At 61.4% G+C, this 9,080-nt stretch carries 14 protein-coding genes; 6 read left to right on the top strand and 8 right to left on the bottom strand.

What is annotated here, in order from left to right:
- Positions 1 to 7: 7 nt before the first annotated feature.
- The 3 genes from MKK53_RS06405 to MKK53_RS06415 form a co-directional block, all read right to left on the bottom strand.
- Complete coding sequence (locus tag MKK53_RS06405) at positions 8 to 607, bottom strand: hypothetical protein (protein ID WP_243927863.1); 600 nt, start codon at positions 605 to 607, stop codon at positions 8 to 10.
- Positions 608 to 739: 132 nt separating this feature from the next.
- Positions 740 to 949, bottom strand: a complete 210-nt coding sequence (locus MKK53_RS06410) for a hypothetical protein (RefSeq protein ID WP_243927864.1) — start codon at positions 947 to 949, stop codon at positions 740 to 742.
- 10 nt (positions 950 to 959) lie between these two features.
- Positions 960 to 1,259 (bottom strand): hypothetical protein, encoded by a 300-nt coding sequence (locus MKK53_RS06415; protein ID WP_243927865.1) that lies wholly within the window; start codon positions 1,257 to 1,259, stop codon positions 960 to 962.
- A gap of 341 nt (positions 1,260 to 1,600) precedes the next feature.
- Here MKK53_RS06415 and MKK53_RS06425 point away from each other — a divergent pair, with 341 nt between their 5' ends.
- The 4 genes from MKK53_RS06425 (at position 1,601) to MKK53_RS06440 (ending at position 4,051) form a co-directional block, all read left to right on the top strand.
- Positions 1,601 to 1,927, top strand: coding sequence for a hypothetical protein (locus tag MKK53_RS06425; protein WP_243927867.1), 327 nt, complete (start codon positions 1,601 to 1,603; stop codon positions 1,925 to 1,927).
- A 102-nt stretch (positions 1,928 to 2,029) separates the two neighbouring features.
- On the top strand, positions 2,030 to 2,242 hold the full coding sequence (locus MKK53_RS06430; protein ID WP_243927868.1) for a helix-turn-helix domain-containing protein: 213 nt from the start codon (positions 2,030 to 2,032) through the stop codon (positions 2,240 to 2,242).
- 244 nt (positions 2,243 to 2,486) lie between these two features.
- A complete protein-coding gene (locus MKK53_RS06435; RefSeq protein WP_243927869.1) occupies positions 2,487 to 3,029 on the top strand; it encodes a hypothetical protein in 543 nt (180 codons plus the stop codon).
- Between the two features lie 179 nt (positions 3,030 to 3,208).
- Complete coding sequence (locus MKK53_RS06440) at positions 3,209 to 4,051, top strand: NAD(P)-dependent oxidoreductase (protein WP_243927870.1); 843 nt, start codon at positions 3,209 to 3,211, stop codon at positions 4,049 to 4,051.
- A gap of 78 nt (positions 4,052 to 4,129) precedes the next feature.
- On the opposite strand, the gene MKK53_RS06445 is transcribed toward MKK53_RS06440, so the two are convergent.
- Positions 4,130 to 4,378, bottom strand: a complete 249-nt coding sequence (locus tag MKK53_RS06445; protein WP_243927871.1) for a hypothetical protein — start codon at positions 4,376 to 4,378, stop codon at positions 4,130 to 4,132.
- A 63-nt stretch (positions 4,379 to 4,441) separates the two neighbouring features.
- Positions 4,442 to 4,612 (bottom strand): hypothetical protein, encoded by a 171-nt coding sequence (locus tag MKK53_RS06450; protein ID WP_243927872.1) that lies wholly within the window; start codon positions 4,610 to 4,612, stop codon positions 4,442 to 4,444.
- 875 nt (positions 4,613 to 5,487) lie between these two features.
- On the opposite strand from MKK53_RS06450, the gene MKK53_RS06455 reads away from it, so the two are divergent.
- On the top strand, positions 5,488 to 5,697 hold the full coding sequence (locus tag MKK53_RS06455; RefSeq protein WP_243927873.1) for a cold-shock protein: 210 nt from the start codon (positions 5,488 to 5,490) through the stop codon (positions 5,695 to 5,697).
- 366 nt (positions 5,698 to 6,063) lie between these two features.
- Here MKK53_RS06455 and MKK53_RS06460 read toward each other — a convergent pair whose 3' ends face one another.
- The 3 genes from MKK53_RS06460 to MKK53_RS06470 form a co-directional block, all read right to left on the bottom strand.
- Complete coding sequence (locus tag MKK53_RS06460) at positions 6,064 to 6,804, bottom strand: hypothetical protein (protein WP_243927874.1); 741 nt, start codon at positions 6,802 to 6,804, stop codon at positions 6,064 to 6,066.
- Entirely contained in the window at positions 6,767 to 7,723 is a 957-nt protein-coding gene (locus MKK53_RS06465) for a hypothetical protein (protein ID WP_243927875.1), read from the bottom strand. The genes MKK53_RS06460 and MKK53_RS06465 overlap by 38 nt, the downstream gene beginning before the upstream one ends.
- A gap of 450 nt (positions 7,724 to 8,173) precedes the next feature.
- Entirely contained in the window at positions 8,174 to 8,443 is a 270-nt protein-coding gene (locus MKK53_RS06470; protein ID WP_243927876.1) for a hypothetical protein, read from the bottom strand.
- A gap of 286 nt (positions 8,444 to 8,729) precedes the next feature.
- Here MKK53_RS06470 and MKK53_RS06475 point away from each other — a divergent pair.
- The coding region (locus MKK53_RS06475) for a hypothetical protein (protein WP_243927877.1) at positions 8,730 to 9,080 on the top strand (351 nt) is incomplete at its 3' end.

A 9,080-nucleotide genomic window follows, 5' to 3' on the forward strand; every position in this document is an offset into this window, starting at 1 on the left:
CGGCAGGTCAGACGAGCGGCAGGTAGCCGTAGGCAGCGATGCCCCCGGCGATGATGGCGAGCGCGGTCAGGGCCTCGCCCGTGAGGTCGAGGAACCGCAGGGCGCGGACGTGCGGCGTATCGGGACGAACAGGGGTGACGGCTTCCCATCCGCGGATTGCGCCGGGGGTCTCCTCGTCCTCCGGGGCGTCCGCCGACACACGCGAGCGAAGGTCGATCACTGGCACCGAACGGCGCGGGAAGTAGGCGGCGAGGCGACCGGACGGCGCGGCCTGCGGGATCGGGGCGGGGCCGGTGAGCGTACCGAGGTACAGGCTGAGGTCCTTCGCCCGCGCCATGGCGATGTCGTAGGCGGGCTGGTGGCCGGCGGCGAACTCGGCCTCGTCCAGAACCCACCATGCCAGATGCTGGAACAGGGCCAGGGCCTCGGGGGTGGTGGTGCAGGCTACCGCGACAACGGCCATGCTGGCTTCGTCGTAGGCGGTTTCCGCGCGCTCGGACGCCTCGCCCTCGGGGGCGATCTGAAAGGCGTCGTAGGCGGCGCGGTGGGCCGCGATGGCGACGTGGACTGGGCTCATGGTGGGGAGTGTCGTGCGGGCGTGCGTCATCGTTCGGGCTCCTCGTGGGGCTCGTGGCGGTGGGTTCGGCGGTGGAAGTGGAATCACTCGACTAAGTGACTGGCCGGGCTAGGCTTCCGTCCTCAAAAGGGGCGAAATTGGCCTAGTGGAATCACTCGCTCGTCACGGGGCGGAAGGCTGGCTCAGCAGGCCGGGGAAGCGCAGGCGCAGGCGGCGGGCCTGACCGAGCGCCCAATCGTGCCGCTCGCGCATCGCGCGCTCCCCGCAGGACAGGCGGCGGCGATACCAAGCCGCCAGCCGGAGGCAGCGGGCATGATCCAGCCGGGCATCGTGGAGGCGCTGGGCGGGGGGGCGGATCGCGGGGTTCTGCACGGTCGCCCCCTCAGTGCGCGGCGGCGGTGCGGGCGATCTTGGCGGCCTGCCACGCGGCCTTGAGGCACACGGACATGGCCTGCGCCCAGGTGCCGCCGTAGCGGCCCTGATGGTCGCGGGCGGCTTCGACAGCGAGCGCCATGATGGCGGAGCGATTGAACTGGCCAGCGGCGAAGAGCGGGGTCTTGCGGAAGCCGGCGAAGGCCGAGACGCGGTTGCGGGCGGTAACGAGGCCGGGGACGACGGCAAGGCGGTCGCCGTTCAGGTCGCGGAGGGCGGCGTTCCAGTTGAGCGGGCGGCGGTTGGACATCGGCTAGAGACCTCACTATGTCGGCTGGAAACCTCGCCGTGTGTGTGGTACATATAGCGGTGTCGGTATGTGCAGTCAACTCTCAAGTGTGTGCGGCAAACATCAATGCTTGTGACGGGCAATCAACTCAAAGCCGCGCGGGCTCTGCTCGGTGTCGAACAGACCGACCTCGCTTCGCGCGCAGAATTGCACGTCAACACGATCCGAAAGATGGAAGCCAAAGGAGCTGCCGAAATTACTAGTGGCGCCGATGTCGTGCGTAGGGTCCAATCCGCCCTAGAAGCGGCTGGCGTTGAGTTCCTGAACCACGGCCGGCCTGGCGTGCGGCTGCGGGGCGAGGCGTGACCGTCGAACCTGCCTCCCCCGAACGCCTTTCAGAAGCAGTACGTTTATCGACGCTGCTGGCAGAGCGCGTGCTCGACACCTTGATCACAAAGCGTGCGGTGCCTGCCGAGCAGGCGCTGGCCCTCGCGAAGGCTGCCCGGTTCCTCCAAGGCCATGACGTGGAGTGGCCCCCGCTTCTGACGCAGGTCGTCTACGAGATGGCGAACAGGAAAGATGAAGCGCCTTCAGCGGAGGCAGAGCCATCGAAGGCTCTGGCAGAGACCGTCGCGGGCCGTTTCGCACGTTTTTTCTCGAAGTCTCGCTCTGAGGCCGATCAGGCATGACCGCCGGCCTCGAATTCATCCCCGAGAACGGAGGCGGGGCTGGGATCCGGTTCCGGGAACGGAAGGCATAGGTGTGACGTTGCGCGGCGATCTGCAGGGCCGATGATGGATCAGCAGATCCAGCCCTTTACCTATCGGCCGAAGTACGCGGCTCGAATGCTGGGCGTGAGTCGATCTACCCTCTACCAGATGATCGCGGAGCACCGTCTGAAAGTCTACAAGCTCGAAGCAGCTACCATCATTCGTTACGACGATCTGATGCGGCTAGTAGATGGCGCAGAACCTACTTCTGCGACCGCCGCGCGTCGGGAATAGCTTTTGTGAGCTGTATGCGCGTCAACCCTGTCACCCTCTCCGATCAATTCGTCTGTGCCGACGACAGCGGCGATCATGGCCTCGGCTACTGCTTACCCAACGGTCATGGGCGCGGAGCTGAGGTCACGCTCTGACGGCGGGACAGGTGCATCCGAGAGCTCCTGGAACAGCGGGCGCGCGGCACAGTTGCCCCAGCGCTTCCGGCCCCTCATCGTGAGGAAGCGTCGTGGGAAGGGTGAGTGGCATGGGTGCCAGCGACGATACCGACACGAGGACTAGCCGCCGCGAGTTGCTTGCGACCTCCTTGCTCGGCGCGATGCCGATCGGCCTTGGTGCTCTTCTCGACGATCAGGCCGCGGCCAGTCCCCTCAATCCCGCACAGACCATCATCCGTTCGCCCGATCAGCTGGAGTGGATCCCGACCAAAGGGTATCCGGAGCGGTGCTCCGATCGGTGCGCACTCTCGGGCGACATCAACGACACCGGCCTCTACTACACACTGGTGCGATGGTGGCCTGGCTACATGAGCGCCCCTCACCACTACACGACAGACCGGTTGTGCATGGTGCTGTCCGGAACGTGGTGGTGCAACAGTGGCCCAGACTTTGATCCCGCCTCGTGCGTGCCAGTAAAGGCTGGCAGCTACGTCCGCCGCGTGGCCGCTACCCCCCACTACGATGGGGTAGTGCGCGATGGGACGGAGCCTGCGATCATCGCAATCTGCGGGATCGCGCCGGTGAACTATGCCCTCGTCGATCCGTCGCAGCCGGGCTGGCGCCGCGTCTGAGCGAGACGTGGCTTCGCTCGATGCACGCGGACGGGCTCACAAACGCACGGTCTGGGCTATTACCATTGGCATCGCTCTCTGCGCGGCTGGTTATATTTCATATGCCTTCTCAGTCGAGTCGGCGATCTCGCTGGTTGTGCTAATCCTCGCGACCATCTGAGCCCTGGGGAGCGTATCCTATGACTACCATCGCGGTCATCGGCTGTGGCGCTATGGGCGCTGCCGTGGCTCATACGTTGTCTGAGAACGGCGTTCGGGTCCTATCCCCGTTACACGGGCGCAGCGCCACCAGTCAGGCGCGCGCAATCGAAGCCGGAATGGTTGACGCCGACCTCGGTGCAATATGCGCCGAGGCGTCCCTCGTCCTGTCAATCGTGCCCCCGGCTGAGGCCAAGAACGCAGCGGTTGGCTTCGCCGCCGCGCTGGCCTCGTCCCCAGACCATAAGCCAGCCTATGTCGACTGCAACGCCGTTGGCGTCCCGGCTATGCGTTGGATCCGCGACGAGATCGAGTTGCACGGAAGCCGGGTGATCGACTGCGCCATCATCGGCTTCCCGCCGAAGCCAGGTACCCCTGGCCCTTCTTTCCACTTTTCGGGTCCCCACGCCCAACTCGCTCATATTCTCGGGGAGCACGGGCTCCGGGTCGCTTTCCTCGACGGCCCCGTCGGAGCAGCCTCGGCGTTCAAGCTCGCTTACGCCGGAATCACCAAGGGTCTCGTGGCGGTAGCTTCCACAATGATTCTCGCGGCCCAACGCGAAGGTGCCGGGCCCGCTCTCTTGGCGGAGCTTGCCGCAAGCCAGCCGGCGCTGCTGGACCGTTTCCGGACGACGCTTCCCGACATGTTCTCGAAGGCTGCGCGTTGGGAGGACGAGATGCTGTCGATCGCCAAGTTCGTTGGGACCGACAGGCCCGAGGCTGGCATCTACCGAGGAGCGGCAGGGCTCTACCGGCGCCTTGGGGCCGATCATGCTACCGCAGAGGCCGAGACCGGCGGGATCGCGAATTTCCTGGCCAAGTAGGTCCGCCAAGTTCGCGACGCTGAAGTAACCACCCCCAGCGTGTTCTGCCGCACGTCCGATGCACGTTGAGTCTTCGGATCAACGTCTGAGAATGCCGATCCAGGCAGACAACGGTTCGGCGATCGCTGTCCAGGCCCTGGCCCACATCGATAGCGGGCGCGTCGCCATCAGTGCGGCGACATACGCATCTTCGCGGTCCTTGCACTCGTCCAGGGCATTGCGCTCGTTCCCAGCTCGGCTCTGCCCGGCCGGCTGATGCGCGAATGCGTCCCGCACACAGCGATGCCACGCCTGCTCTAGCGCCTGCGGGTCGGCCAGCGCGGCCACGGCAGGGGCCGGCGAGGTGAGAGCGAGGGCGAGAACGAATGGAAGGGTGCGCATAGGCGCCGCCTAGTCGTTCGCGACGGTGATCTGCACGACCGCGCGGGTGCCGTCGTTCAAGGCCGCGTTGACGGCCCTGGCGAGTTCGACCCTGGCCGTCCAGTCCGCCAGCACCACGAGACTCAGCAGCAGGAGCCCCAAGAGGGCGATGCGGCGGGGTGTGGGGAACAGGATCAGCATGGTGTCGCCTCAAGCACGCCGAACCGTAGCCGAAGCGTCGGGCCGGGGCTGCCGCACGGCGAGCACGCCGGTACGAAAAGAGAACGAGCGCCCTTCCACGATGCCCGGCGGCTTCGACCGCGGGTGCGCTTTTCGCGTGCTGGCCTTGCATTCCATGAAGTGGTCGCAATGCGGCACCCGTCGTACACCGGCGCAACCTCCCAAGGGTCTTCTCGCCCGCCCGGCTTAGCCGTGGCGGGCCTTTTCATGCCCGGTCCCGGCGCGGGACGGCAGGGGATCGCGTCCTAGACGGCCCGCTAACCGGCCTTGCCCATCTTGCTCACGAGGCCGCGTAGCGTACCGGCCCTCGCTGGTGAGATCGGACGCTCCCCCGCCCCGTGATCAGATCGGGGCGGGGCCGAGCGGGTGCCTATCGCAGCGGCCACACCGGCTCCGTCTCCGGCCCCTTCCGCCCGCACGCCGAGCAGCGGAGGCGCAACCCGACATCCCCAACCGCCATCGTCGGCGGGAAGCGATCTAAGGGCACGTCCCCCTCGTGCCGGCACGGCGGCGGGCAGATTGCGCGGACGAACCGGACCCCGTTCTGAGCCGCGTTCGCAAGATCCATCGGCCGGATCTCGCGCCCCTCGCGGTCGTAAGCTCGGCGCGGGTTGCGGCGATGACGAGGGACGGGATCGCCTTGGCCTGACGAATAGGCGGTGGCCGGGTAGCGGGTTTCGGTCGTCACTTCCGAAACTCGTGTCCGTCGTGGTTCCGTCTCGCACCGGGACCAGGGCGGGACTAGGTCTGATCGAGGGAACGGGCTGCTGCGTCGTCCGGTTCGAACCACACGGTCTGCCACGTTGGTAGGCCATCGAGTCTACCAGGATACCTAAATGGCTACCGGCACCGTGAAGTGGTTCAACGAGACCAAGGGCTACGGCTTCATCCAGCCTGACGACGGGGGCAAGGACGTGTTCGTTCATATCTCGGCCGTTGAGCGTGCTGGGATGCGCAACCTCGCTGAGGGGCAGAAGATCTCCTACGACGTCGAGAACGACCGCCGCAGCGGTAAGGAGAGCGCCAGCAACCTTAGGAACGCGTGACTGTTCCCGTTCTGGGATCGCACCCAACGGCACGGAAAAAATTCGACTAACTGCTCTTCGTCCTCTTGCTTCCAGACCGCGTCGCGTATCAGCCCTCGGCAGCGAGGGGCTGCGCCTGTCCGCCGGGGTGGCTGACCAGGTACGCGGTCTGCTCCTCTCTCACCCCATCTCGACCAGCAGCAGCATCATGCTCGGTGGGCCCAGAGCCAGAGGCCGCTCGGCGCCCCTGCGACCGCGAGCTGCTTGCCGCGGAGAGGGACGATCATCACGGTGCGGGCGCTGGCGAAATTGTAAATCGAAAGGGGCGCCTCGATCTCCTCGCGGCGCCCCACCAGGTATCCTTCGTTCTCTTAGATGACACGCCTGTTAGGCGAGGTGCCGACCTTCGAGCGCTCCGAACTGCAGGTAGTGGAGCAGCGGATCGATATGGGCCGCGGCCACGTCCGGGTTGGCGCCGAGATAGGCCTTCGTGTCGAAGGCGGCCGAGGCAGCGCGCCCCTCCTGCCAACCGAACTGGTCGTAATGGGTCAGTGGGTTGATATGGGCGGCTGCCACGTCCGCGTTGTGGGCGAGGTAGTAGGCAGAGTCGAAAAAGGCGTCAGCCATACGGCCTTCCTGAGCACCGTTGGACTGATAGTGTTGATAGGCGAATTTGAATGTATCGCCACCAACTGACAGCGCCGCTTTGGCGACATCAGGATTGGTGAGAAGGTAGTACTCGGCATCAAACGATCCGTGGGTGAAATCGGATGCCTTGCCGATGGCGTCATAGGCTTGGCGTCCCTCTGCCTGACCGGACTGAAGGAAGTGGGCGAGGGGGTCGATCCCTGCGGCCTTCACGTCAACGTTACGCGCGAGATACAGTTCGTTATCAAAGCCGGCCGAGGGATCACGCCCTTCCTTCCAGCCAAACTGATCATAATGTGTCATCGGGTTCATACCCGACTTAACCACATCTTGATTGGCGGCAAGATAACCGTTTGTACTAAAAAAAGCGTTCGGATCGCGCCCTTCGTGCCATCCGTACTGATTAAAATGATCGAAAGTGTCCGCCCGGCTTTTAAATATGTCAGGATTTTTTAGTGCGTAGTATACCGCGTCGACCATCGGGCTGTCTGAATGTTTGACAATGCCGCCATCGGAAAAAATAAATCCTATCCACGTGGAATGTATAAACAGTATTTTTGTTGGCTGGGTCGTAAATTTCGTGACCATCTGCGCCAAGATTGAGGTTGCTAATGAAGTTAAATTCGGCAAGATTGCCATTTAGAGATACAGACTCATTATGGTGTGCGCCAATAGCGGTGACTGTAACTCCTGTATATCCTGCGACAAATATATTTTTTCCAGATCCTAGATAATAGGAGTCTACATTTATTTTGTAATTAATAGTGCTTATGTCGGTCGTATATGAATTGACAAAGAACTTCGTTGTGGCCGCGGCAAGTGGATCGACTCCTATCGATTGCTTCATGAGCAAATCGCGCAGTTGTTCGTACAAACTTTGGCCGTTGAATTTGTCTTTTAGATAATCTTTGGTATCGTCGAGAAACTCTTTTGTGTTTTCATTGGTTCTAGATATTATATCTTGAGCCGATGCGGGTCCTATTGCAACTGCTGGATCAAATCCTTTTAAAGATTCATCCAATATACCTACCAGATTTGAAAAATAATTTGAAACAATCTTTCCTACATTGGTTGCATCTTTGATGGCTTGGCCTGCTGTGCCAAACTTATCTAGTATTTCATCCCACCCTTTTTCGACGACATCGTGCCATAGCGATGCGCCAAGCTGATCGTACATGCTCTTCGTAGTTTGACCGGCCGAGAGCAGAATGGTGTTTGGATTAGTTAAATTTGTCCAACTTCCATCTGAATACTTTTGATATATATTTGATACATGCACACCTAAATCCTGCGTTTGTTGAAAATTGAAAGAAGACGGTAAATCAAGCAGATAATTGGCAAAACTGCTGGAATCTAAATTGGTTTTGCCACTGCTTTCTCTTACGGCGTCTGCCATCATCCCCTCCCGCCAAACCACGAATTAAAAACGAATCAGAACTTTGAAAACCCAATACGGCCAAGTTAATAAAAAGTTTGGCGAGTGTATATGGATTCTACGGGACGTAAGTACGTAATTTTGATGTATCCGCCGACGACTTCAGCGTGCGTTCGATGGGTTTCTGACTGACTTCAGTTGAGATCAGACCACGCTAATGTGCGTATTGGTGGCTCGTGAAAAGGCTGAAGATATCTATTGAAATTCAAATTTATAGATTTTTAGGATCTCTGCCTATATGTAAAAACAACCTACTTTTGAATAAAAGACTGGGATGCCGCGATAAAGATATAAATTTACAGCCATGATAATGCGAGGTTCGCTGCGAAAACCAGTTCTAAATATAATTTGAAGTCCGCTGTCCGCGTTCGTCCGTCCGTTATGTGGCGACCTACATCTTTGAAAGCAGAAATTTTACTCGGCGGTCAGGGGCGCCAGGATCACGGCTGCGTACACTATCGTCCGGCGATAGTTGTCTGAGTCGATCTTCCTGGAGAGAATCGCCTTAGCCCGCTGCTGGTCCTTCACGGTTTTGCAGCCGTCGAGGACGTAGCCGCTGGCGAACTCGAGCGATGTTACTGGCGGATTGCCGAGGTAGGTCTCAGTCGCAGACATAATCTCCGCGTCCGCGATGATGGCCTTCCGGCGCATGTCACCGATGGTTGGCACTGCTTTGCTCGCCATAGCCTACTGCATCGGATCGCTCGCCGGCCGGATGCCGCGCCGCGTCGCGAGTCCGATCAGATCCTCGCCCGTCATGATGAGGTCGCCGATCCGCCAGCACTCCATATCGGGACCGAGCGGCTGGATCGGCTAGCCAAGTGCGATGAGGGCTTCGGCCGCGTCCTTGGCGGCGATGGCATTGGCGGCGGCTAGCTCGTTCAGGCCGGCCAAGATAGGGCGACGAGAGCATGGTAAACCCGCCTGCGGTCTCATGGCTCGCCCGGCAGCCTTGCGGTAGCTCGGCGGCATGCCATTCGGTCTCACCCCCACCATGCTCCCCGATGCCGCAGCGATCTGGCGCGGCGCCCTGGAGAACCTGTCGCCTAACGCCTCGCCTTGCCGCTACCTGCTGCCGGCGAAATGGGCCGCGATCCGTGAGGCCGGAATTGAGTTCTGCGACCGGCTCGGCGCCGAGGCGCACCGGCTAGGGTGGACCGCCCCCGAGCTATTCGCCGTTCACCCTGAGCATGGGACGCTGCGCGTGGATCACTGCGGCGCGCTGCTTTTCAGCGGGAAAAGGCCGATGGCGGTCGAGGCCAGTCGGATCGTGTTCGAGAGCGAGTCCGCCTACCGGAACAAGCCGGGCCAGATGTGGGGG

Source organism: Methylobacterium sp. J-076, assembly GCF_022829405.1.
Classification (GTDB): Bacteria; Pseudomonadota; Alphaproteobacteria; order Rhizobiales; family Beijerinckiaceae; genus Methylobacterium.